This is a genomic window from Microcoleus sp. N3A4, assembly GCF_036701805.1.
Taxonomy (GTDB): Bacteria; Cyanobacteriota; Cyanobacteriia; order Cyanobacteriales; family Microcoleaceae; genus Microcoleus.
Genome location: NZ_JAUBRJ010000050.1, coordinates 26,274 through 50,049, shown reverse-complemented (window position 1 = coordinate 50,049; position 23,776 = coordinate 26,274). Strand labels below are relative to the sequence as shown.

Genomic DNA, 23,776 nt, shown 5'->3' with positions numbered 1-23,776 from the left:
TGGTTTGACGGGCTACTAATAGCGGTAATGTGCGCGGCCCGGCACACCCTACATACACCAGATTATAGGTTTATGAAGTACACCCCCGCTCGCGAGTACCGTAGGGACAAGGCACTGCCGTGTCCCTACCTCTGCTGTCCTAATCTACCATCTCAAATCTAAATTTAATTGGCGGGCTGCGATCGTATAGCGAAAAATGTATTCTACAATTTCTACGTAATTGTAGGCGGCGGCTGGCGAGTCTCCCCAGACTGTGATGCCGTGATCGCGAATTAACAAAGCAGGTACAGAGGGCGCACAAATGGCAAAGGATTCGCAAATTTCCTTGGCTATTTTAGGGACTTCCAAATAATTTGCAAATAGGGGTATCGCCACCTGCGGGTTTTCCTCCCACACCCCCAAACCTTTCAGCATTTCGATCGCGGGTAAAGGCACTGCATCTCCTGCTGTTAGCCGAGAAACTAAATTTGCCTCGATGGAGTGGACGTGATAGCAAGCTTTAGCGTCTGGAAAACAATTGTAAACGGCTAAATGAATGCTGGTTTCGGCCGAAGGGCGGCTGTCGGGAACAGGTTGCTCGACAATTGCGCCGTCTGAGCTCATTCTGATAAAATCTGCTTCAGTTAACTGCCCTTTCGCGCGGCCGCTAGCAGTAATCCAAAAACTGCCATCTGGTAAGCGGGCTGAAAGATTGCCAGCAGTCCCAACCATCCAACCGCGATCGTAAAAATGTTTGGCTGCTGCAATTAAATCCGATCTCAAATCGCCACTCATTTTTTACAAATCCTCAGCTTTTAATCTACTTTTTACGTTAATAGTGACATTTTGCACCATTCTCAAGAACAGGCAAGATGCCTGTGAAGCGAAGAGTAAATTTTCTTGTGCGGTGGGCATCCTGCCCGCTCGTGAAAGGCTTATTGACAATGGTGCAAGATGTGAGTTAATAGGAATTGCCCTGGCTTATCTAAACGTATGGTGGGCAGTGCGTACTTTACCAATACACACATAGCTTTTCTTGAGAAAGGCGATAGTTTCAATTCCATTTCTGGGACAAACTTTCCAAAATGTCAAAAAAATTATCCCATTTAGTATAAGGCTTTTGCTGTTCGTCTAGATACTCGGCAAGCCGATCGCGCGCAAACACCGACGAAGCCTGCAAAGCCATATTAAAATCCGTCAGCGAATCTCCGATCGCCACCTGTTCCTCGGCCGGGTGCTGGCCCATCACCCGTACCTTAGACACCAATTCCGCATCTCCTTCAAACTCAGAATTAACTTGCAAGCGAGGGCCGCTAGCGTCCACATCCACAGCGTAAATAACGCTCGCCCGGTTTACCAAATCGCCCATTACCGTCTCTACCATGACCCGAAGACCGCCGGAAACGATCGCAAAATCCACCCCTCGCTCGTCCAAAAAATCCAGCAATTCCACCAATCCCGGTCGCATCAGCTTTCCCCTAGAAAATTCCACAATTTCCCCATAACATTCCGAGGGAATAGACTCTAGTAACTGCCGCACTCCCGATCGCAAACTCAGCCTTCTAGCGTATATTTCAGGCATCAGTTGAGACGACAATTCCGGTGCGAAATGCTTGAGCATTGCCACAAAAGTTTCTTCAACGGTTATCGTGCCGTCAAAGTCACAGAATACCACCCGTTGCTGACTGTTCGGGATTGGAGATTTTTGCTTGCGATCGGTCATTCGATTTTAGATTTTAGATTTTGGATTTTGGATTGACTTGCGCGAGATAAATTCGGGGGCTTGAGGATTTTAGATTTGAGATTTTGGATTGATTCCACGGATAAATTACGTGGCGGGTACCATCAAGAAATTTTTGGTCATTGTCAGTCGCACAAGAGAGAGAACCGGAAAAGTTTACACAATTCATCGTACACTGTCGAGCGACAGAGCGCGACGGCGAAAAACTAATAGTGACGCGCTGTTTGTTGGCAATCGTCCGCAGGATTTTATGCAGATTCTTCGAGGGAATCTTCGAGGGAATCTTCGAGGGAATCTTCGAGGGAATCTTCGAGAGAATCTTCGAGGGAATCTTCGAGAGAATCTTCGAGGAATTCTTCTACGTCCTGTTTTTGGTTTTTTGTCTTTTGGGGGTTAGACTTAGCCGGCAAACAGATTAAATTATCATCCTCAGTATTAATCAAACCTTTCGATCGCAACTTACCCATCAGCCGCGTCACCGTCACCCGCGTCGAGCCGATCGCGCTGCCAATTTGAGCGTGAGTCAAGGTCCAAGGCAGCCGGTAGCCCCGAACCACATCCGGTTCAGCCTCACCTACGTAAGGTTCGCCGAACTCTTCGATCAACAAAGTGAGAAATCCCAGCAGTCGGTCGATCGTCCGGCGCTGTCCCAAAGTGCTCAGCCAGAGAAGTTTCCGCTGGTGCTGGTAGCGAAACGCATCCAAAATTTCCCTGCGGAAGTGAGGCCAATTATCCAAGTCGTGCCAGTACATCCACACTACGTGAGTTTGATCTGCGTGGGCGTAAGCTTGGAGAGTAAACGGAGACTGAGCAACCAGTTCAAACGGCTGACCGGCGCCGACGAAGCCCAAAAAAGCTTCTTCTGTAGTTTTGTCAGCGGATTTTGACTTCGTGGCTGCGGCGCTAACTTGAGCGCTGCCTACGAGCCGCACAGCGCCTTTCTGGACTAAATACAGCAGTCCGGGTCTGGCGGGAATCCGCTCGTCTTTGCTAAAAGTCCGGTAGCGGTAGTGTTCCTGGGCCCAGTCGATAATTCGCTGCCAAGTGATAAACGGTCGATCGATAGTCTCTAGATGTGTGGAAGTTGATTGCATAGTTGAGGCTCTGGGATATATTTAATCAGTGAGAAAAACAGCTTCTGCCAGCAGTGCGATACAAAGTGAGACAACCAACCCCCGATCGAGCTTGCACGCTTCATTAACTGTGCTGACTTTTCTTAGTTTTACCTAAATATTCAATGTAGCAAAAAATACATCAAAATGGTATAGTTTAGCAAAAAATTTGTTGTAAATTATTGTACATTTAGCAAAAAAATCGCTAGAAAGCAGATCGATTCGATGTAGCCCCGCCCGGGGGAGCCGATCGACCATCTCTGACTTCAGCGGTTTAACGTACAAGAACAGTCGCCCGTGCGGTAACAGTTGACCGTCGCTGTTACCGCAGGAGGAGCAGATAATGGATACAGCAAATATCTCGCAGTGCTCGGAAGTTACAGTGAAGTGTTTCTTGCTTTCCCGGTTGCAAAGCGCGATCGGCCAGGGGGGGACACTGGCCCAAATTCCGTTAAATCTCATAGGTGGCACCATTCTCAAGAACAGGCAAGATGCCTGTTCCACAAGTGAATTTGATTGTGGGGCGGGCAGGATGCCCGCCCTAGATGCCTGTGAAGCGAAGAGTGAATTTGATTGTGGGGTGGGCATCCTGCCCGCCCATAAAAAGCTTATTGAGAATGGTGCAATATTTCCGTTAAATCGGAGTAAAGATCGCGCGCGGGTGCTGTACGTGTCTGCGATCGCCCTCAAATTAGCTAAAACTTGGCAGCAGACACCGCAGGCAATTGCAGCACAGTTGGCCGAAACACTCGAACCGCTGTGCTGCCCAGATTTCGCCGTTAAAGTCGCGCCGGCGGGAATTATTGAGCTGGAGTTGACTGATGCAGGTTTAGCCGTCTGGTTGCAGCGTTTAGCTCAAACGAACCTCCCAGTTCCAGAATCTAGAATATTATCTCCTGCTGTGTGTGCCGATCGGCTGTTTCCCATTCAGTACACCCACGCACGCTGCTGTTCCCTGCTGCGAATGGCCCACCGCGATCGCATAATTTCGATCGCCCAGCCGGATGTCGCTACAGCGCCGCCAATTTGGTCGCTGGCGAGTCCAAATCCTATCCCTTGGATTGACGAGGGCGATCGACTGCGGTTAGTACATCCAGCCGAACGCAGTTTAATATCGCAACTGTTAACAGTGTTAGATAATTTATATCCTAATTTTGAGGTAAAAAACCTCGAAAAACCTGTCAATTATTTCAAATTAGCCAATAGTTTGAGCGAAGCATTTCAAATTTTTTACAGTCAGTGCCGAATTTGGGGAGAAGTTAAAATAGAACAGCCAAAACTCGCCCAAGCCCGATTGGGTTTAATATTAGCAACTCAATCTTTGCTGCGATTTATCCTAGAAAATTTCTTAAATGCTATTGCTCCTTTAGAACTTTGAATTAGTCATAATCAAAAAATAATAATCAACAGGTAAGAGAGTAGTTTACTGTATTTTTGGCGCTGGTTTCGGACAATTTTTATTTTGATAATCGCACTGATAGACCAGTGCTTTTTGCCACCTCAAAGTAATACCTATTCTCTAAAGTCTTGCAACAATGATGAGTGTGGGTTTGTTTGCGCGGGAGCATCTCAGTTTTGCAAAAAGCATTTTTTTTATTATAGTGCGAGCTTAAGAGCTCGCGTATTCTACTCGCGAGCTCTTAAGCTCGCACTATAAATGCAAAACTGAGATGCTCCCGTTTGCGCTCACCTGAGCTCCGGGTGCGTCGCTCAAAGATTGTGGATATTCTTTAAGATTTAAGGGTGGCGACGCACCCGGAGGATGCTGTTGCATGAGTTTTGAGAATTAGTATAATTTCCAACAAATCGCGAGAACCCGTAACTCTTTGACCGAGAAATAGCAGCAGGGCGAGGCAGTTTAAAACAGTGTGAATTTTCCGCCAGCGGTGCGATCGATCCCGATCAATTTCCGGCGTAATTGCCAGCGAAAAAACCATCAACAGCAGCAGCGATGCCATAAAAATGAAAAACCCCGTCCCTGCGAAAAATTCCGTCTTGAAATCCCAAGATAGTGCCTGCATCTAGTTTAAGGCGTTGCAGGCGAGAGTTGCTCTTCTGCAATTTTTGCGATCGGCAGCGTTACTGTAAATGTACTGCCGACGCCTTCTTCACTGATCAAAGTAATTGCGCCGCCGTGCAAGTCAACGCATTTTTTAACAATGCTCAGCCCCAGTCCAGTACCGGGAATGCGACCGACATTTTTACCCCGGTAAAATGAATCAAACAGCCGTCCTTGGTCTGCTACAGGTATGCCAATTCCTGCATCCTGTACCGAAAAAACAGCCTCGGTTTCAGTAACTTTTAATTCAAAAATTACTTCGGTATTTGGGGGAGAATACTTAATAGCATTAGACAGCAAATTGCCCAGAATGCGCCGGAGCAAGCTTACCTCCAAACACGCGATCGCCGATTGACTGTGATTCACAAAAATCAGCGTCACCGGATCGGTTTGAGGTTTCAACTTCAGGCTGCTCTGAAATTCCCCTACCAACTCATTACAAAACTTTGCTAAGTCTAGCGGTACCAAGCAAAACCCGGCTTTGCCTGACTCAACACGGCCCAGCAGCAGAACATCGTCTAATAACTGATCGATGCCTTTTGCGGCTGCTTGGGTTTTGTCTAGAAGTTCTTGTGTTTTCTCATCTGTTAATGTCAACTTGTACTTGGTAAGAAGTTGTGTAGTGCCGATGATGAAATTCAAAGGATTGCGAACGTCATGGGCAATCATGTACAGCAAAGATGTTTTCATCTCGTTGAGTTCTTGGGCTGTTTGCAGAGTGCGATCGAGTTGGTCGTGAGACAATTTGAGAGTTAAAGACAACTGGCGCGATCGCAGCAAAATCTCCACCCGCGCTTGCAATTCAATCTTCTCGATCGGAGCGATAATCAAATCGTCAATACTTTGCCAAATAAATTGCGTTGCCATCCCTACATCCGAGCGGGATGTAATCAAAAGAAAAGGCAAGCATACCGGGTGTTCTGCCTGTTTTTGGGCGGCCACCCATTGCCAGTGGTGTTTCAGGGCAAGACCGTCAATTATCCCCAGGTCAAAAGATTGATTAAAGGGTAAAAAATCCTCACTATTTTCGGTTGAGTTTGGCAGCAATACCTCATAGTAAACTGCTAGCCATTCTAATAACAGGCGGCGATTTTCTTTCTGTTCGACAAGCAATAAAATTTGACTCACGCAGGTTCTCCTAGCAAGCTGTGAACAATTCCCAGCAAATCTCTAACGATCAAAGGTTTTACCAACATATTCCGAGCACCGTGGCAGAGGCTTTCGTGCTGAATGGCAGCGCTTTGTTTGGGCGAGAGGATCAGAAAAGGGATTTGGTGATTTCGCAATTTTTCGCAGCAGTCCCAAATCCGGCGGTCGAAACCAGAAATATCTACTAAAGCCATATCGATCTTAGCAGGCTGACTGATAGCTCGTGCAACATCTTCAAAGCTATAAGCCGCGACGATCTGGTATCCTTCTTTGTTGAGAAATTGTGCTAATAGTTCCAAGTTTCGATGATTGCGGTCAACCGCTAAAATTATTGAGTTTTCAGTCATTTATCAGCTTCCTCTGAATACGGGTTATACCATTTTAGATTTTAGATTTTAGATTTTATAATGGGGAGTGATTGATTGTATATGATGGGTTGGGAAGTGGCCTAAAGTTGGATGCTTTTTTTATTTGGTATTAGCTGACTTTTCGGCGATGGATTACATTGGTTTTCAGTAGCTGTAGGGTGCGTCGCCATCAAAAATCCTAAAAAAGAGCGACAATCTCACAGCGACGCACCGGTGCATACAGTCTTTCAGGAAACAAACTTAACACTCATGATTGTTGCAAGACGACGAGGCGAGAATTGGTATTACATTGGTTTTCAGTTGAGTGAAGTACAGATGCTGGGGTACAGGACACGACCGGGGAGCATCTCAGTTTTGCATTTATAGTGCGAGCTTAATATCTCGCGATTTGTAGAATACGCGAGCTCTTAAGCTCGCACTATAATAAAAAAAATGCTTTTTGCAAAACAGAGATGCTCCCACACGACCGCGTGCCCTTTGCCCTTACTGTATTTCATAGAATTGAAAACTACACTACGATAAAAGTCGAAAAATACACAAATTTACCAATATATTTAAGTTTTTCAGGACTTAGGCTAGTGGTGAGGTGCGCGGCGCGCACCCTACTAATTTGATTCGCGACTGCAAAATTAGCTGCAATTACCCAAAAACAGGACGATAAACCCCGATTCAATCTTCATCCGCTGCCTCCTCAATCCACACCGGTGCCGAACTCAAAATGCCGCGCAGCCCCCGTATCGGTTTGCTGACTTTGATGCCGTAGCGAGTAATCTCGAGTTCTCGCAAAGTTCTCTCGAAATTGCTGACTCGTTTTTTCATTACTCCGATCGCCTTGCGGATTTCTGTCCTATTATCCAGTTGGCGTTCCAGATAACGTATAAACAGAAGATTATCCGCCAAATAGCTAATCCCGATCTCGGTCAGCCGAAAATCTCCGCTAATGGCTTCTACCTCATTAATCAAGATAACGGTGACTCCCATATTCTTCAGATACTTGCACAAAGCGTGCAAATTGTTCACCAAATCTTGCCCCTGCATCGAAAGCTGATAGCCAGAAATACTGTCAATCATCACAATCCGCGTCTTTTCCTGCTCCACCTCCTGCCGTACCATACAGGCAAACTGATCCGGCGAGTACAGCAAAGGTTCCACAGGTATCACCGAAAGACTTCCTTGCCCAATCATCGCCCCAACCGGGATGTTAACTGATTCGCAGCGGCGCAGCAGAGTAGAACTTGACTCCTCAAAAATGTAAACTACCGATCGCTCCCCCCTTCCCGCCGCTTCCTTCATAAACTGAATCCCCACCGTCGTTTTACCAACGCCGCTAGGCCCGCTAATCACCGTCACCGTCCCCCGTTCCAGTCCCCCGTGCAGCAGTTCGTCAATTTCTGGAACCCCAGCAGAAATCGCTTCAGCAACAAAATCCTGTTGAAAGTTGTCCGGAAGCAGTCGCGGAAATACCTCCATACCAGTCTGAGTCAGGCGGAGCGAATGGTGGCCGCTGCGGAAGTTGGAGCCTCGCAGCTTGGTGACAGACACAGCGCGTCCTTCAGGGCGCAGTTCTAAATAAATTACTCCGTCGCTGATGAATTGCAAATCGTCGTCGGGAGCAGTTGATGTGCCTTCGGAGGTGAACACCACCGTCGCCCCCCCTTCCACCAAAAACCGCAGAAAAGACAGAACTTGCTTGCGAAACTGAAACTCATCCGCAGCTAAGTAGCGAAATTGAGTGATCGCATCCAAAAACACCCGTTGCGGCTTGACAGCTTGGACTCGCTCGATAATCTTTTGTGTAGTCGGTTCTCGCTCAACCTCGGAGGGCGAGAAAATGTCATAAGTCTGAACTTCTGTAAAAAATTCTGAAGATGGGCTCAAATCGAGGAACGCCATCGCTTCAATATCAAAACCGAGAGTTGCGGCATTGGCGCGCAATTGCGCTTCCGGTTCTCCTAAAGTAATAAACAGGGGCGTTTCTCCCAGAGCCACACCTGCAGCCAAAAAGTGAAAGCCCAGTGTAGTCTTGCCAGTACCCGGGCCGCCGCGAACCAGATAAGAGCGTTGAGGAATTAGGCCGCCGCCAATCACTTCGTTGAGACCGGTAATTCCCAGAGAAAGTCGGTTTTGAGACATTTGTTTTTTCATCTTTTGAATATCGGGCCCGTATTAATATTTAATGGTTTTAGGCAGTGTTTTGATAATTTTTTTTACCGGGCGTCTGATAACCTTGATGAAATCTTTTTCTACCGAAAATTACGTTAGCACACAAGAATTAGAAAGTATTGTCGGGACTGCTGGGATCATTCAGCAGCAGTACACAGAGGTATTTTGGCAAGAACGGGTAGAAAAAGCAGTTGCCCCGGGCACGAAAATAGATTGTACCGTTTACCCGAATACTCAGGAAGAATTGGCGGCTGTAATTGCTTGTGCTCGGCAAAATCGCTGTGCAGTCTTGCCTTGTGGCAGTGGCAGTAAAGTTGATTGGGGCGGTTTAGTAAAATTAGACTCCGATCCCCCCCAGCCCCCCTTAACAAGGGGGGAGCAAGATGTTGTCAAAGTGGGTCTTTTTAAGGGGGATTTAGGGGGAACTCCTGATGCAGGGGGGATTGTGGCCGTCAGTACCGCGCGTCTGAACCGGCTTGTAGAACACGCTGTGGGCGATTTAACCGTGACTGCGGAAGCGGGAATGAAGTTTGCCGATTTGCAGCAAATTTTAGCCGCAGCAGGTCAATTTTTGCCGATCGATCCGGCGTATCCGCAACAGGCAACTTTGGGCGGAATTATCGCTACTGCTGATGCGGGTTCTTTGCGGCATCGCTATCGGGGGGTTCGCGATTTGTTGTTGGGAATAACCTTTGTGCGATCGGACGGTAAAATTGCCGTAGCCGGAGGTCGAGTTGTTAAAAATGTCGCCGGTTACGACTTGATGAAACTGTTTACTGGTTCCTACGGCACATTGGGCATCATCACTCAAGTAACTTTCCGAGTTTATCCGCTGCCTGAATCATCGGGAACTGTAGTGCTGACAGGGGAAACTAATGCTTTGTCCCAAACGGCTCAAATCTTATTATCCTCTGCTTTGACACCAAGTGCGATCGATTTGCTGTCACCTGAATTAGTCGCAAAATTAGGTTTAGGAAAGGGCACGGGATTAATCGTCAGATTTCAAAGTATCGCAGAAAGTGTTAAACAACAATCAGCCCGCTTGCTGGAAGTTGGCGAAAAGTTGGGTTTGCAAGGCAGTAGCTGCTGCGAAAATGATGAGCATCAGTTATGGCAAAGATTGCCAGAAACAATGTGGAATTCTGGCACAAAATCGGCAATTATTTGCAAAATAGGAATCAGACCGTCGGAAGCTGTAACGGCCATTAACGAATTGCCGGTACAGGACGCTTTGATTCATGCAGGCAGCGGTTTGGGGGTTTTGCGGTTTGAGAATGCGACTGCGGAAACGCTGTTGCAGGTACGCAGAGGGTGCGAAGCCAAAGGCGGTTTTCTGACTGTTTTAGCAGCGCCGGCCGACATCAAGCAACAGTTAGATGTTTGGGGCTATACTGGAAGTGCGATCGATTTAATGCGACGGATCAAGCAGCAGTTTGACCCGGAAAATATTTTGAGTCCCCATCGTTTTATCAGCGGTATTTAGTTTAAAGTTTGTAGTCAGGACTTCAGTTTCATTGGTGTCAACTTAACGTCTTATGTAGTACCGATATAGTGTTATGACGATTAGGCCATCGATCCCCCCTAGCCCCCCTTAAGAAGCAGGGTAGTTTTATTGTGAGGAGAAGAAAACTGAAACGACAGAAAGCACCGCTCAAAGCTCGCGTCTGGGACGCAACTGTTATATTAATTAATAAAGGTACGTAGTTGGGCTAAAGCCCTCTTTAGACGTATATATAAAGAGGGCTAAAGCCCAACTACGTACCTATTTCTAGGATGACAATTAATCCACCCTGCCTAGCCCCCCTTCTTAAGGGGGGAACAGGAAATGCTCAAAGTCAACCCCTACTCCCCTTAAGAAGGGGGATTTAGGGGGATCTAGACTCAGCTAAAAGCAAGAATTATCAAGGGTTTTAGGCGATAGTCACTAGGAACCAAAACAATTAGGTAATATATATATGCAAATTTCAGAAAAATCTCAAGTTCCCAGCGACGATTTAAGACCAGCCAAAGAAAGCAATTTTTTAGCACAAAATCCCCACTTAGAAACCATTGAAATCCCGGGTTTCGACGCTAACAATCCGCCCGATCCGAAATTAATCGATACTTGCGTGCACTGCGGATTTTGCTTATCAACTTGTCCGAGTTATCGCGTACTCGGCAAAGAAATGGATTCCCCCAGAGGCCGCATTTATTTAATGGATGCAATCAACGAAGGCGACGCACCTTTAAATGAAGCAACCTCGCAGCATTTCGATACTTGTTTGGGCTGTTTAGCCTGCGTAACAGCTTGTCCGTCTGGAGTTCAATACGACAAATTAATTTCCGCAACTCGCCACCAAGTTACTAGAAATCAGGAACGCACTTTTTCCGATAATGTAATTCGCACTCTGATTTTTAATCTCTTCCCTTATCCTCACAGATTGCGACCTTTGCTTGTACCGCTGTTTATTTATCAAAAATTAGGACTGCCAAAACTTGTCCGCAAAACAGGTTTGCTGAAAAAAGTATTTCCCCGCTTGGCCGCGATGGAATCAATTTTGCCGAAAGTTACTGTCGATTCTTTCCGGGATAATTTGCCCGAGGTAATTCCGGCACAAGGGGAGAAACGCTATCGAGTCGGCGTGATTTTAGGCTGCGTGCAGCGGCTGTTATTTTCGCCCGTTAATGAAGCTACGGTGCGAGTTTTGACGGCTAACGGTTGCGAGGTTGTGATTCCGAAAAGTCAGGGATGCTGTGCTGCTTTGCCGGAACACCAAGGGCAAGCGGAACAGGCGAAATCTTTGGCGAGACAAATGATTGATAGCTTTGAAAATACTGGCGTTGATGTGGTGATTATCAACGCTGCTGGGTGCGGCCACACTTTGAAAGAATACGGTCATATTTTAGCAGATGACCCGGATTATCGGGAGAAAGCTGAGAAATTTACTGCTAATGTGAAGGACGTGCAAGAGTTTTTGGTAAGTGCGGGAATTACGGCGAAACTCAATCCTTTGATTGAGGGAGATTTGACAATTGTTTATCAGGATGCTTGTCATTTGTTGCACGGGCAAAAGATTAGTTTGCAGCCGCGTCAGTTGCTGCAACAAATTCCTGGTGTGAAGTTAAAAGAACCTGTGGATGCGGCTTTGTGCTGCGGGAGTGCGGGGGTTTACAATATGCTTCAGCCGGAAATTGCTGATGAATTGGGAGTGCAAAAGGTGGAGAATTTGCTGAATACTGGGGCGGAGTTGATTGCTTCTTCTAATCCGGGTTGTTCTTTGCAAATTAAGAAGCATTTGGAGTTGCAGGGAAAGGCAGTTACTTTGATGCACCCGATCGAGCTTTTGGATTATTCGATTCGCGGGGTGAAGTTGCTGAGGAAGTAGTGTGGTAGGGCGGGCGGTGTCTGCCCTATTTTCGCTGCTGAGTGAGATGTTTTTTAATGAACCGCAGAAATTCACAGGCGGGACGCCTGTTCCACAGAGGGGCCAGAAGAATGAGAAAGAGGAAGAGGCTATTGTATTGAGAAAGTACGCGCGGCGTAGCTATCCCGCAGGGAATCGCACTTCTGACTCTTCCCACAAGCTAAAATTAAATTCAACAGTCTTTCACCCCGGACAACTGTTATGGTAACTCAAATCCCATCCCCTACTCAGCAAGAAGTTATTTACCCCGACAGCGACGGCTTACCAATGGCAAATAATACCGATCAATTTCGATGGATTCTCGTCATCGAACAAAATTTAGAATGGATGTATGCTAATGACGAGAATGTTTTCGTAGCTGGTGATTTGTTTTGGTATCCAATCGAGGGAAGATCGAATATTGTTAACGCCCCCGACGTGATGGTTGCGTTCGGCACACCGAAAGGGAGACGCGGTTCTTACCAGCAGTGGAATGAGTCAGGAATTGCACCGCAAGTTGTGTTTGAAATTCTCTCTCCTAGTAACACGCAGGATGAAATGGAGAAGAAGTTGCTATTTTACGATCGCCACGGCGTTGAAGAATATTACATTTACAATCCTAGCAACAACCAACTGCGAGGCTGGCTGCGGGCAGAAGACGGGTTAGATGCGATCGCCTTAATGGAAAATTGGGCGAGTCCTCGATTGGGAATTCGCTTCGATTTATCGGGTTCTCAATTGCAAATTGATCGACCGGATGGAACGAGGTTTTTCTCCTACGTTGAGATTTGTCAACTGTTAGAGGAAGAACGCCAGCGGGCAGAACTTGCAGAAACCGCTTTAGCAGAAGAACGCCAGCGGGCAGAACTTGCAGAAACCACTTTAGCAGAAGAACGCCAGCGGGCAGAACTTGCAGAAACCACTTTAGCAGAAGAACGTCAGCGTTCGCAGATTTTGGTGGAACGGTTGCGAGAAATGGGAATTAACCCAGATGAATTAAGTTAGAAATTTGGCTGTTTTGGATTGGATCAAAAAGCTCGATCGCACTTCTCACCTTTCCCACAAGCTAAAATTAAATTCAACAGTCCCTAACCCCGGACAACAGTTATGGTAACTCAACTCAAGTCTCCTCAAAAACCTGATGTAATTTACCCCGACAGCGACGGCGAACCAATGTCAGACAATACCAAACAATTTCGCTGGATACTCATCATTCAACAAAATTTAGCGTGGCTATTTGCGGACGACCCGAATGTATTTGTCGCCGGAAATTTGCTGTGGTATCCTGTTGAAGGAGATAACAAAACTTCTATCGGCCCGGATGTGATGGTAGTCTTCGGTAGACCGAAAGGAGATAGAGGTTCTTACAAACAGTGGGAAGAAGAAAATATCGCGCCGCAAGTAGTGTTTGAAATTCTTTCTCCCGGTAACAGGCTAACAGAAATGAATAAAAAACAGGTATTTTTCGATCGCCACGGTGTTGAGGAATATTACCTGTACGACCCGGAACGCAACGATTTTAGCGGTTGGATGCGTTCGCAGGGGCGTTTGGACGTAATTGATGCGATCGAAAATTGGGTCAGCCCCCGACTCGGAATTCGCTTTGATTTGTCGGGTGAAGAGTTGCAAATTTATCGCCCTGACGGCGAACCGTTTGCAAGTTATGAGGAGGTTTCTCGCAGCTTGGAACAAGCCGAACAGCGGGCAGAACAAGCCGAACAGCGTGCAGAACAAGAACGGCTGCGGGCAGAACAAGCCGAACAGCGGGCTGCTGTGCTAGCAGAAAGACTGCGATCGATGGGAATTGACCCGGAACAATTGTAAACTAGACTGGGGAAAAGGGCGATCGCACTTTTAAATTTTAGCAAAAGTGCGATCGGCATAATAACTAATGACTAATAACTAATGACTAATGACTAATGACTAATGACTAATGACTAATGACTATTCCCCCTCTTCCAACCTCAAAAAATGCACCTGTCCCGAAGCTTCCGCCGCCACAATTGTTACCCCATCCGGTGCAATAGCACAAGCTTTCAAAGCACTATCTCCCCTGAAACTAGCAATTACTTCTCGACTTAACAAATCCCAAACTTTCAGAGTATTGTCATCCGAAACAGAAATCGCCCTATTTCCCACAGTCGCCACAGATGTTACGGCATCGTCATGACCTGCCAAAGTAAAAACTTCTTTTCTACTTGACAAATCCCAAACTTTCAGATTGTGTTCCCGCCCGCCAGAAATCGCCCATTTGCCATCCGCCGTAACTGCCACAGCATTCACAAAACTCTCGTGACCTTTGAGAGTGAAAAGTAGATTTTTGACGGCTAAATTCCAGAAATGTGCCAAAATATTCTTTTCTTTGCCCAAACTCCAAACTTTCAGAGTTTTGTCGCCGGAAGCCGAAATAATCCGCTTGCTGTCGGGAGTGGCTGTCACAGCTTTTATCCCGTCCTCGTGACCTAAAAAAGTAAAAAGTTCCTCTCCTGTTTCTAAACTCCAAACTTTAATAGTTTTGTCTCCCGAACCGGAAATCACCATCGTTCCGTCTGCAGTCACTGCCACAGAATTTACCCAGTCTGTATGACCCCTGAAAGTAAAGATTTCGTGTCCGGTTTCTAGATTCCAAACTTTCACAGTTTTGTCGCCGGAACCCGAAACTACTCGCTGGCTATCCGCTGTTATGGCGATCGCTTTTACCCAATCTTTATGACCGGGAATCGTAAAAATTTCCTGTCCGTTTTCAAGATTCCAGACTTTAATGCTGTTGTCTCCAGAACCGGAAATCGCTTTAGTACCGTCCGCCGTCACTGCTACAGCATTTACCCAGTCATCGTGACCTGCAAATGATAAATTTTCTTTTCCTATTTCTAAGTGCCAAACTTTGAGAGTTTTGTCAGAGGAACCAGAAACTATCCGCTGGCCGTCGGGGGTAACAGCCACAGCATTCACTGGGGCGATGTGATTGGTAAAAGTAAAAAGTTCTTCTTTTGTTTCCAGATTCCAAACTTTCAGCGTTTTGTCGCCGGAAGCCGAAATTACTCGTTTGCCGTCGGGACTGACTGCCACAGCTTGAACGAAACTGCCGTGTTTTCCTAAAGTGAAAAGTTGCTTTCTTTCTGACAAACTCCAGACTTGAACAGTTCCGTCGTAACTGCCGGAAATTATTTGTTCGCCGTCGGGAGTAACTGCTACTGCTTTTACCCAGTCTGCATGACCGGTGAGAGTAAAAAGTTCTTTTCCCGTTTCTAGGTTCCAGACTTTAATGCTATTGTCGCCTGACCCTGAAATCAACCGTTTGCTATCAGGAGTTACTGTTACCGACTGCACAAAACTGCTGTGACCTTTGAGGTTTAAAATTACTGCCCCTGTTGTCAAATCCCAAACTTTAATACTGCCGTCCCAAGAACCAGAAATTACTCGCTTGCCGTCGGGAGTAACCGCCACAGCTTCTACGGCAAAAGTATCGCCTGCAAATGTCAATATTTCTGTTCCCGTTTCTAAATTCCAAATTTTAATAGTATTGTCCCAAGAACCGGAAATTACTTTAGTGCCGTCTGGGGTGACAGCTACAGCATTGACGTAGGTAAGATGACCTTTGAGGGTGGAAAGTTCTTCTCCTGTTTCTAAGTGCCAAATTTTCAGAGTGTGGTCGGAGGAGGCAGAAATTGCCCGCTTGCCGTCAGGGGTGATTGCTACAGCTTGTACCCAATCTGTATGTCCGGTGAGGGTGCGTAGCAATCTCCCGCCGGGAGGAGTAAAGCTGGGGGTTAGCGGCTGCAGCCAGGGTTTTTTTTGGTGTTTTGCTTGTGCTAGCAGTGCTTGAATTTCTGGACTTTCAAAGCGCATCAAACGGGCAATTAGTTGGGCTGCTAGTTGGGTTTGGTCTTTGGCTAGAATGTGGGCCGAAAGCCGAATTGCTTCTTGGATTAATTTGAGTTGGTCGGCTTTTTGGTCTGAGGTTATAATATCGGGACTTGTTGCTAAATCGTAATCTTCTATTAGCGCCTGCACTCCCGATGCTGACAGCTTGGCTTCAATAAAATTGTAATCTGTTAGTAGGCTGTATAATTTCTCTGAGTCTGAAGTCGCTGCTAGCTGATTTGGCAGGATTTCCAGGCAGTGCGTCTGTTCGGCGGGCTGCATTTTATCCAGCCCTTCTGTAAACTCGCTCATAAATTTACGGATGTCTTTTTTAAAGGTATACGATCGCTAGCTGCACCCTGCCGAAAACCCGATCGAGAATCTTTTCTCTTGACTTAGCATGACATATTTGAATGCTATTTGCTACGGGCTGCTGCCCTCGGTTTGGTGATGGTTCGATGAATTGCTCGTTTTTTAGTCTGAGTCTGCTTTTTGAATTTTCAAGGAGTGCGATTACCATCAACCGCAGCCAATAGAATTCAACTCAACAGCGCCAAATTTACCGATCGATCTACAAAAGCTGACACATACAGCATATTCGGTGGTTCGTGAAGTACACTATAAAGCTATATTGTGCGGTACGTGTTATGTAGGGTGCGGATCTGCGGAGCAGGTTCAATGGAATTTGCAGATTGATGCGTGGCGACGCACCTTACTTACGACTCTTATTGTGTGTACCGCATATATAGCCTTTCTCAAAAAGATGAGGTATGACTGACAGCTTACATAACCAGCCAGACTAAGAGGGCTGAAGCCCAACTACGTACCTCATCTTTCTGAGAACCGCATATACATGGAATATGCTGTATCGTTGTTTTTCTTAACATAGCCGGTCTTTGGGCGATGATTGTCGATCGATAAACACACTCAAGCAAAAAATTTTGATGTGTGCAATCCTATTTGATGTCGGAACAAGGCTTTTTTTAACGAAACACGAGGCCGGATGCTCTAATTTTTGGTCAATTGCGTCGCATCAGCGAGGCAGATGTCCCCCTGGTTGGGCTTCGTACCTCAACCGCACCTGCAATCTGCGATCGTTCAAAGCTCTCGGAAAGTTTTGCAGGCGCTCCCCATTCCTTTAAAATATAGAATAGGACTTGCACTCTTAAACCGGGTTTCTAGCCAAAATCATTGGTTTGGCCGCTAGTACGCAGGAAGAAACCGGGTTTCTGACTCCATAGCGCGCAAGTGGCGATCGAAAATAGAGCAGTATTTGAGTTTAGAGACAAATTTCATGGATGTTATCGAGTTTTTCGAGTTAAGTGCAGGCAAATGGTTTTCCCAGCGCACCGTACACAATCTCAATTCTGGGGAATTGCAGGCTGGTAAATCCGACCTCAAAATAGAAATACTGACGGCTAGCGATGCAGCAGTCGTCAAACTTTGCCAAGAGCACTCGATTAACCCCGCTTCAACTGGGCTAACCAGCGTTCGGATTACTTGGGACGGTATTCCCGATCGCAACCAAGCTAAACAAATCGGTTCTACAATACTAGCGATCGTACCCAATCCCGACAATCCCAACGAAGGCAAAGTGTTGCAAGACAAGGGTAACAGCCGCTACGTGATGGGCGGCGACGTGCTGACATTGATTACAGAATCAGACACCCTCCACGCGGAAGAAAGGCTGTGGTATCTCATGCCCAACCTGCGGCTGCGGACTAGCGTTGTCAAGCAAGTTAACGGTACGGAACAAGCGTCTTTTTGTTCGGAAATTCGGATGGGAGTAAGCCCGAAAACTTAACTTTCACCAATAACTATGTAATTCCCAAAGTTCACATCTTATATCGTTTCCGGTTGCATCCGTATTGTTCAAATTTCTAAACAGTCAACAGTCAACAGTCAACAGTCAACAGTCAACAGTCATGTATGAGTTCAACCGGAATTGATCTTATTTCTGTTTTCTGCTTTCTCCTTTCTTTCTGCGGCCTTCTCGGGCAATGGCTTTTAACTTGGTGTGAAAGTCTGTGTGTTTGACAACTGGGAATGATTTTGCCACAGGTTTGTCGGCTAATTTGCGATCGGCTTCGGCTCGATCTGCCAGGGCGGTAACAGCCACATCTTCATATACTACAAATTCTGTATTTTCTTTTGTGCGATCGGCTGCGGGTAATTTTCCTGTTTCCTGGGCCTCTGTGTTCGGGACTTCTGCATGAAGCGCCACATCAAGTTGCGCCTCTGACGGCCCGCGAAAGTCTAACTCTGCGACACCGACTTCCGATTCCTGGTTCGATACAAGTATATCTTCCTGTGGCAGTCGATCGTCATTTTCAAGGGTTAAATTTTGAGGAAAATTGTTGCATACCAAGCGTTCAAACTCGCGATTGAAATGATAGAGAGGTTGGCCGATCCGGTGCCACATACTTAATAGCTGTCCGACAGAAACAGCCTTGTAGCGCCCTTGATAAAGCGCTTCAACCACTGCTAAACGCAGCCAATAGCCGGGATACTTAGTCAGCCATTCACCCGCCAATTTCTCTGCTTTTTTGCCACCTAGGTCAAAACCGTAGTGAACCAGCAGAGCCGCTGCTTGTGCAGAAATTGCTGTCACTTCTGTCATTTGTTATTGGTTCGCTGTTATTGGTTCGCTGTTATTGGTTCGTTGTTATTGGTTCGCTGTTATTGGTTCGTTGTTATTGGTTCGCTGTTATTGGTTCGTTGCAATAACCAATAACCAATAACCAATAACCAATAACTAATAATCAATAACTAATAACCAAATTGAATTAATCGGATAAACGCACGCCTCCTTCTACAGTTCGCGCGTCCCCGGAAAAAGGTTGGGGAGTCCCATTCCAGTTAAAGTCGCTAATTCTAAAAGTCAGGCTGCCGACTTGACGCTCAGGATTAAAACGCAAAATAATTGCGTAGCTCCGGCGGCTATATTCTAAACTGTAATTCGTACTGATTGCTTCCCCGCTTTCTAAATTAACAGCGGTCTGAAACCCGAGTCGAAACCCTCCGTAAACTTGCTGGACAAGTCCAAAAGACAGGACTCTCAAATCTACTAAGCGATCGAATAAAAACGGCGATATACCGTCACGTCCCACCTGGGTATAAGTCACGTTAAACCCAGTGTAATCGAGGAAAGGGCGGGAGAAATGACCGAACTGCCCTTGAATGCCGACGCTGGGGGCGATCGAATTTTGTCGATCGCCGCTGCTGTAATAAGTGCCAACTCCCCGGACTCCCAAGGCCAGTTGCAAGAAAGGAACCACCGGCGTCCGCGTGTACTTCAAACCCTGGGTGGGAGTGCGGGGCAGCGGTTCGCCCTCCCACAGGTTGAAGCCGCGGCTCAAGGCGAAGCTGACTTGGGAACGGCCCAGATCGGTTCGGTTGTTTTCCCGCACTGGTTCGAGCAAGTCTGCTCGATCGGTGTCAGCATTGATCAATTGATACCCGGCTTGGTAGCTGAGATTGATACCAGTGCTTCCGAGTTGGATGACTGGAGAAGTGAGGACTGCCCCGAGGCTGCTCTGCACGGTTTGATAGCCCAGAGAACCGTTAAACAGCCGATCGCGATAACTGTATTCTGCTGCCAGAGAGTGAGTGCCGATCGACTGCCGCAGGCGCAAATTGCCCCGAAAGCTGTCTTCCGGCAAATTCGGGAAATCCTCAAAACTCAGAAATATTGCCTCGCCGTCGAGCCTGGTGCGCGGCCCCAGACTAGCGCCCAACTTGGCTTTCAGCCCGTAGCTGTCGGGAGAAAACGGATTGCCGCCGTGCTCTGCCACGACCCGCTGCAGGTAAATTTGGGGCGTCAGGGTCAGCCGCACCGGCCCGTTTTGCAACACCTCAAAACCGCACTCGGCATACAAACCGCCGCGGTCGCCTCCGTCGTAGCCAAAGGTCAAACACGGGCCGTTTTGCTGCCGGCTGTCAAACACTTGCCTGCGGGGATACACGGGTATTTTCACCCGGTTGTCGAACACCAAGCGGGGCGAATTTGTGACCAATTCCTCAGCCGTGGGCGAAATCCTTCTAATCGTCGCCCTCCGGGCCCTGTATTCAAATTCCGGCGGTGAAAACGGGTCGTTAGTAATCCGAATGTTGGTTGCTACCCTCGCGCCGTCTGGCAGGAGTTCGATGCGTTCTGCTTCAAAGCGGATGCGGTTGACGGCGCCGACCACTTGGGGGGCTGCTAGCTGTCCGCCGCCGCCGATAGTGACTGTAGCGGCGCCGGGGGATTTGACTCCGCGCAGGGGCTGCTGGCTGGTAATTCGATCGCTCAGCGGCTGTTCGAGAATCGTCCCGGCACTAATATCTGTAGGCAGTGTGGGCGTCAATTCGCTACCTGCTGCGGGCAGGAATATTTCACCGCTGGCTTGTTCGACTGCGCCGCTGTTGAGGCCGAGATTGAACTCCATCTGCTGGCCGCGCACTACTTGTTGGCCGCGGGTATAGGCGACATTGCCGGATGCTACCACTTGGCGGGTGACTAAGTTGACGATCGCCCGATCGGCATCAATCACAGTTTGCCGGAACCGCACGACGACATTACCAACCGCCGTGACAATTTGCTGCTTGTCGTCGAATTCTTGGCGGTCGGCCTTAATTTCAATAGTATCGGCCGGAGTCACCGGAAAAGGCACCGTCCGCCCAGAAGGCGCAGTGCGGACTCCCGGCGCCGCTGGTTTAGGTTTCGGTGTCGGCGCAGGGGGCGTTCTGGGTGCGGGGGCGGTGCCTGGTGTGGGAATGTCGAACTGCTGTTGCCCGCTGGGTGCTGGTTCTGGCGCGGGTTCGGGAACGGGAATTTCAGCAGGTACGGGAGAGTTATCTTCTAACTGCCGGCCTTGGGCCTGATACCAACTTTCCTGCTGTCGGACAAGATTCCTGTCCTGTTTTTTCTCCTCTGTTCTCTGCGCCTCTGCGGTTCGTTTCCGATTGCGAATGGCAATGGCATTTTCTACCGAACCCAATTGGTAAGCAGTAAACGAGGAATCTTTCTGAGTTTCCGCAGTTTCGGGTTCTACCGCAGGAACCCGACGCTGAAATCCTACCACTGCGTCGCCGCTTTCCACTGCTGCTAGGGGGTCGGCGATTTCTGGAGGCTGGCCGGTGGTGCCGAGGAGTGCTGCTGCGGGTTCTGCTTGGGCCGGTGGCTGCGGTGGCTGAACGATATCTGGGCTTGGTTCCGGTATTTCTGCGGGGTTGCTGCGGGTGTCTCCATCGCCGGCCGCCACAGTGAGGGCGACTTTTTTTGGTTTTGCGATGTAGATGATGGCAGAGGGTTCTGGCGGCGGTACCGGATAGGGCATAGTTACAACAGGTAAGTCATCCGATTTTAGATTTTAGATTTTAGATTTTAGATTTTATAGGGTGCAAATTCTTGAAAATTTTTGCATCTAAAGGCAACTGTTTAAAGATTAATCTGACATCTAAAATTTTTTGCAGTGGCTTTGGCGCGCCGGAATATGGCTGCTTTCAGAACTTGCTTTCGCCACAAGATAACCTCGCTGCTGGTGCGAGGTCATTCGATTTTAGATTTTAGATTTTGGATTTTAGATTGACCCCACGGATAAATTCGGGGGGCAAGTTTCATCGGATACAGGTTTTTTATTTCTGGACGGATGAATCCGGGGGCTTGTATCCTGGATGCTTTCGGTCAAGTTTTGTTCGACTAATTTTTGCGGGTTTGTCGGCTGTTGCAGGGGCTGCGGTGGCGTGCCCCCAGCAAGCGGCCGGGATAGCTTGTTTATTCCATGTCTCTGCGGTTGGGGTTCCGGGCCGGGTCATTGGACAAAAATCCAAATATGAACAGGGACACAAAAAATAAAACAACTACATTAACTACGATTTTGAGGGTTAGCACTGTGGGAGTCTCCAAAGATGGCATAATACTGAGCTGATTTGCTGCTGTTGCGGCAACTTTTTTATCATAAGCTAAAGATTAGTCAATTTTATCTTTGCTTTTAAGGATTTTTGGCAAGTTGCTTTTTGCCCAATTCCAGAGTTGCTCCGCGATGTTTTCTAGCCGCAGCATGACTCGATCGAGCCATTCGAGCACTTGTTCTAGCGGGTGCTTAATGTATCCCATCGATTCTGCTTTTGTTTCTAAGTAGTCGTCTTCTGCTGGGACGCCTGCGCTCTGGTTTTTTGGTTGTGCGGGGGTGTATCTGGTGGTTTGTTCGGTTATCGCTGCTGGGGATTGGCTGTTTTGTGGGGTGTTAGGGTTGGTGTTTTTTGGCACTTCGGTTTCCTGTGCGCGCCCTGGGGTTGATTCTGCTGCGAGTGCAGAGCTATTTTTTTGAGTAGTTGCTAAATCAGATGCTGTTTGGGGTTGACTTTTTGGGCTTTTTGCGAGCAAGCTCTTTTTTAGCTGCCCCAGCAGGCGGTGAATTGCTTCGGGGTAGGGGGATATTGAGACTGCGGTCGATCGACCTTCTGGGAATTCTCCTACTTCGGCAATTTTCTGCTTGACTTTTGGACTGGTTTGTGCTACTTGGCTTTGAGCTGCTGCCTCGGCTTCAGAACTGCCGTCGATTAAATGCTGCGGTGCTGCTTCTCCGAATAAGTCTTGCCAGTTCAGCCAGGGTCGATCGGCCTCTGGGCTGTTTTGCGTGTTTTCTGGTTCTTGTCGTTGTTTCAAATAATACTGAATAGCGACTGCTTTCTCCGTATTATCACTTGCTGCGGTTTCTTTGCCCAAAAGGTGATCTACTGACGACCAAATCATTTGTTCGATGTTTCGAGCGTATTTTTCGAGGATTTCGCGGGCGGACAAATCTACATTGGCATCTGTGCCGGATGTGTCAATTTTTACTCCAGAGTTTTCTGTGGGTGCGGCGGTTGTTTTTGCGGATGGCGGGAGGGTAAACTCTTCGAGGTTGACGGCGGCGCGATCGAGTAGTGTAACAAAGGAGAGAGGATTAGCGGGTCGATCGAACTTGCTGTTAAAATTAGTTTCTAATTCCGAGGTATTGCCGTCGATCGAATTCGCTGCCGCAATTGACTGCTGTGCGGTTTTTGCTTCGATCTGCGCGCGGGCTGTTTGGACTAGGATAGAATTGCGGTCGATCGATTTTTTAACTGCGAGGATTGATTCTCCAAACTGATTTCTTTTCAAAGCAACCGGACTCGTCTGAAGCCATGCCATCAATTCCCAAAAACGACGCACCGGCGGCAACTGCGCTTTTTTGGCCGCTGACTCCAAACCGAGATTAAATTTTAATTCTTTTTGAGTAATTTCCCGCCGTTCGGGCCCGCAGTTGGCAATTTCCCAAGTTATGCTACCTTCGAGAATTTCCTGCTGTTCGGGTGTCAAAATATCTAATATCTGATTTTCTTTTCCGACCAATACTAAAGTGCGGGCTGGGATAAAACTGGCGATTCCCTCAACTTTCGGTTGCGGTTTTAATTGAGTTTTAGCAAGCGGGTGTTCTAAGACGGAAGTGGTTTGATGCTTGGCGGTTTGTCCGTTAAAATTGATAGCCGGAGGTAAATCGTTAACAGCATTTCCCTGATTTATTAACAGCGGGAAGCTGGCTAAAGTTTTCGCGGTTTGCGACGAGTTTAGCAAATTTTCAGCTAGGTGCAAAATTTCGGCGATCGAACTTTCCTCGGAAATTTCCCCCTGATACCAATTTTGCTGCAAATCTGGATTTTCGTCAGCGCCAAATTCTTGCAGTTCCGGTAAATCTACTTTTTGGCTTGATTCCCGCAACTGTCTGCCCAAAATTCGGGAACTTTGCACCAGCAAATAAGCTGGATAAAGCAGAATTTGGGTGGCGGTGAGAGTTGTTTCTTTAATTTGACGCCAAGTTCGATCGCAATTGTCGGCAACTTGGCGGGACTGTTTCGATATAAAATTTAATAGTCGGCTTTGGTAGGGGCCGTAGTAACCGTTGGACATAAGTTTTATTATTCAATTCAGATTTTTGATTCGCGCCGGCATTGCG

18 protein-coding genes are annotated in these 23,776 nt (G+C 47.5%); 6 read left to right on the top strand and 12 right to left on the bottom strand.

Translation table 11 applies throughout. The annotated features are described in order from the left end of the window. Positions 1-144: 144 nt before the first annotated feature. The 3 genes from mtnB to QUA56_RS24670 all read right to left on the bottom strand — a co-directional run bounded on the left by mtnB (position 145) and on the right by QUA56_RS24670 (position 2,814). Positions 145-774 carry a methylthioribulose 1-phosphate dehydratase gene (gene mtnB, locus QUA56_RS24680; protein ID WP_333362964.1) on the bottom strand — a complete coding sequence of 210 codons (630 nt, stop codon included), beginning with the start codon at positions 772-774 and terminating at the stop codon, positions 145-147. Between the two features lie 259 nt (positions 775-1,033). Next, a complete protein-coding gene (locus tag QUA56_RS24675; RefSeq protein ID WP_333362961.1) occupies positions 1,034-1,702 on the bottom strand; it encodes an HAD-IB family phosphatase in 669 nt (222 codons plus the stop codon). A 266-nt stretch (positions 1,703-1,968) separates the two neighbouring features. Beyond that, positions 1,969-2,814, bottom strand: a complete 846-nt coding sequence (locus tag QUA56_RS24670; protein ID WP_445242948.1) for a helix-turn-helix domain-containing protein — start codon at positions 2,812-2,814, stop codon at positions 1,969-1,971. Between the two features lie 361 nt (positions 2,815-3,175). On the opposite strand from QUA56_RS24670, the gene QUA56_RS24665 reads away from it, so the two are divergent. Continuing rightward, positions 3,176-4,210 carry a DALR anticodon-binding domain-containing protein gene (locus QUA56_RS24665; protein WP_333362958.1) on the top strand — a complete coding sequence of 345 codons (1,035 nt, stop codon included), beginning with the start codon at positions 3,176-3,178 and terminating at the stop codon, positions 4,208-4,210. A gap of 352 nt (positions 4,211-4,562) precedes the next feature. Here QUA56_RS24665 and QUA56_RS24660 read toward each other — a convergent pair whose 3' ends face one another. The 4 genes from QUA56_RS24660 to QUA56_RS24645 all read right to left on the bottom strand — a co-directional run bounded on the left by QUA56_RS24660 (position 4,563) and on the right by QUA56_RS24645 (position 8,541). Then, positions 4,563-4,853, bottom strand: coding sequence for a DUF4079 family protein (locus tag QUA56_RS24660; protein ID WP_333362955.1), 291 nt, complete (start codon positions 4,851-4,853; stop codon positions 4,563-4,565). 5 nt (positions 4,854-4,858) lie between these two features. After that, positions 4,859-6,019: an ATP-binding protein gene (locus QUA56_RS24655; RefSeq protein WP_333362952.1), complete on the bottom strand. Its 1,161-nt coding sequence runs from the start codon at positions 6,017-6,019 to the stop codon at positions 4,859-4,861. Further along, the gene (locus tag QUA56_RS24650) at positions 6,016-6,387 is read right to left on the bottom strand and encodes a response regulator (protein WP_333362949.1); all 372 of its coding nucleotides are present in this window, start codon (positions 6,385-6,387) and stop codon (positions 6,016-6,018) included. Before QUA56_RS24650 ends, QUA56_RS24655 begins: the two co-directional genes overlap by 4 nt. A 690-nt stretch (positions 6,388-7,077) precedes the next feature. Next, positions 7,078-8,541: an ATPase domain-containing protein gene (locus QUA56_RS24645; RefSeq protein WP_333362946.1), complete on the bottom strand. Its 1,464-nt coding sequence runs from the start codon at positions 8,539-8,541 to the stop codon at positions 7,078-7,080. 97 nt (positions 8,542-8,638) lie between these two features. Between QUA56_RS24645 and QUA56_RS24640 the strand changes: the two genes are divergently transcribed. The 4 genes from QUA56_RS24640 to QUA56_RS24625 all read left to right on the top strand — a co-directional run bounded on the left by QUA56_RS24640 (position 8,639) and on the right by QUA56_RS24625 (position 13,778). Then, a complete protein-coding gene (locus QUA56_RS24640) occupies positions 8,639-10,054 on the top strand; it encodes an FAD-binding oxidoreductase (protein ID WP_333362944.1) in 1,416 nt (471 codons plus the stop codon). Positions 10,055-10,526: 472 nt separating this feature from the next. Continuing rightward, positions 10,527-11,936 carry a (Fe-S)-binding protein gene (locus QUA56_RS24635; RefSeq protein ID WP_333362941.1) on the top strand — a complete coding sequence of 470 codons (1,410 nt, stop codon included), beginning with the start codon at positions 10,527-10,529 and terminating at the stop codon, positions 11,934-11,936. A gap of 240 nt (positions 11,937-12,176) precedes the next feature. Continuing rightward, entirely contained in the window at positions 12,177-12,959 is a 783-nt protein-coding gene (locus QUA56_RS24630; RefSeq protein ID WP_333362938.1) for a Uma2 family endonuclease, read from the top strand. Positions 12,960-13,061: 102 nt separating this feature from the next. Next, complete coding sequence (locus QUA56_RS24625; protein WP_333362935.1) at positions 13,062-13,778, top strand: Uma2 family endonuclease; 717 nt, start codon at positions 13,062-13,064, stop codon at positions 13,776-13,778. 120 nt (positions 13,779-13,898) lie between these two features. Here QUA56_RS24625 and QUA56_RS24620 read toward each other — a convergent pair whose 3' ends face one another. Continuing rightward, a complete protein-coding gene (locus QUA56_RS24620) occupies positions 13,899-16,130 on the bottom strand; it encodes a hypothetical protein (RefSeq protein WP_333362932.1) in 2,232 nt (743 codons plus the stop codon). A 982-nt stretch (positions 16,131-17,112) separates the two neighbouring features. Between QUA56_RS24620 and QUA56_RS24615 the strand changes: the two genes are divergently transcribed. Continuing rightward, complete coding sequence (locus QUA56_RS24615; protein ID WP_333362929.1) at positions 17,113-17,622, top strand: phycobiliprotein lyase; 510 nt, start codon at positions 17,113-17,115, stop codon at positions 17,620-17,622. A gap of 147 nt (positions 17,623-17,769) precedes the next feature. On the opposite strand, the gene QUA56_RS24610 is transcribed toward QUA56_RS24615, so the two are convergent. The 4 genes from QUA56_RS24610 to QUA56_RS24595 form a co-directional block, all read right to left on the bottom strand. Next, positions 17,770-18,438 carry a hypothetical protein gene (locus QUA56_RS24610; protein ID WP_333362927.1) on the bottom strand — a complete coding sequence of 223 codons (669 nt, stop codon included), beginning with the start codon at positions 18,436-18,438 and terminating at the stop codon, positions 17,770-17,772. Positions 18,439-18,604: 166 nt separating this feature from the next. Next, a complete protein-coding gene (locus tag QUA56_RS24605; RefSeq protein WP_333362924.1) occupies positions 18,605-21,136 on the bottom strand; it encodes a DUF3769 domain-containing protein in 2,532 nt (843 codons plus the stop codon). Positions 21,137-21,573: 437 nt separating this feature from the next. Then, a complete protein-coding gene (locus tag QUA56_RS24600; protein ID WP_039887172.1) occupies positions 21,574-21,690 on the bottom strand; it encodes a photosystem II reaction center protein I in 117 nt (38 codons plus the stop codon). A 78-nt stretch (positions 21,691-21,768) separates the two neighbouring features. Beyond that, complete coding sequence (locus QUA56_RS24595; protein ID WP_333362921.1) at positions 21,769-23,730, bottom strand: hypothetical protein; 1,962 nt, start codon at positions 23,728-23,730, stop codon at positions 21,769-21,771. Positions 23,731-23,776 lie beyond the last annotated feature (46 nt).